Source organism: Methylobacterium sp. D48H (genome assembly GCF_053345715.1).
In genome coordinates, this window is the sequence record NZ_JBKFAP010000084.1 from 1 (window position 1) to 601 (window position 601).

The window sequence follows — 601 nt, forward strand, 5'->3', positions numbered from 1 at the left end:
TGAACCGCACCCCGTTTTGACCGGACAGGCGGCATAGCTCACGAAGGCATAGGCGTTGGCCTATGGGTAAGGCTATGTCATCCGATCCGACCGCCCCACCGGTGCACGGCGAGATCCTGTCCGGCGTTCAGCGTCGACGGCGCTGGTCTACCACCGAGAAGATCCGCCTCGTCGAGGAGAGCCAGCAGCCCGGCTCGTCCGTGTCGTTCGTCGCCCGCCGCTACGGCCTCTCGCCCAGCCTGCTGTTCTCGTGGAAGCGGCGCATGCTGGAGGGCGGCCATCAGGCCGTGCACGCCGACGAGGAGGTCGTCGGCACCAGCCGGGTTCGTGAGCTGGAGCGGCGCGTGCGCGACCTCGAACGTCTGCTCGGGCGCAAGACCATGGAGGTCGAGATCCTGAAGGAGGCGCTCGACCTCGCCCGCACAAAAAAACCGACCTCGCCGCTCAGCTCCTGGGGCGGTTCGATGGGCGGTTCGCGGTGAAGGCGGTTGCCGACACGCTCGGCGTGGCCCGCTCCCACTTGGCCGAGCGCCTGAGCCGCCCCGCCCAGCCGCGCGGTCCCTACCGCAAGCCCGAGGATGCGCAGCTGCTGCCGACGATC

At 69.1% G+C, this 601-nt stretch carries 1 pseudogene; it reads left to right on the forward strand.

The features are described 5' to 3' along the window. Nucleotides 1–62: 62 nt before the first annotated feature. Nucleotides 63–601 (forward strand): annotated as a pseudogene (locus ACLBX8_RS31575) (transposase); the annotation flags it as partial.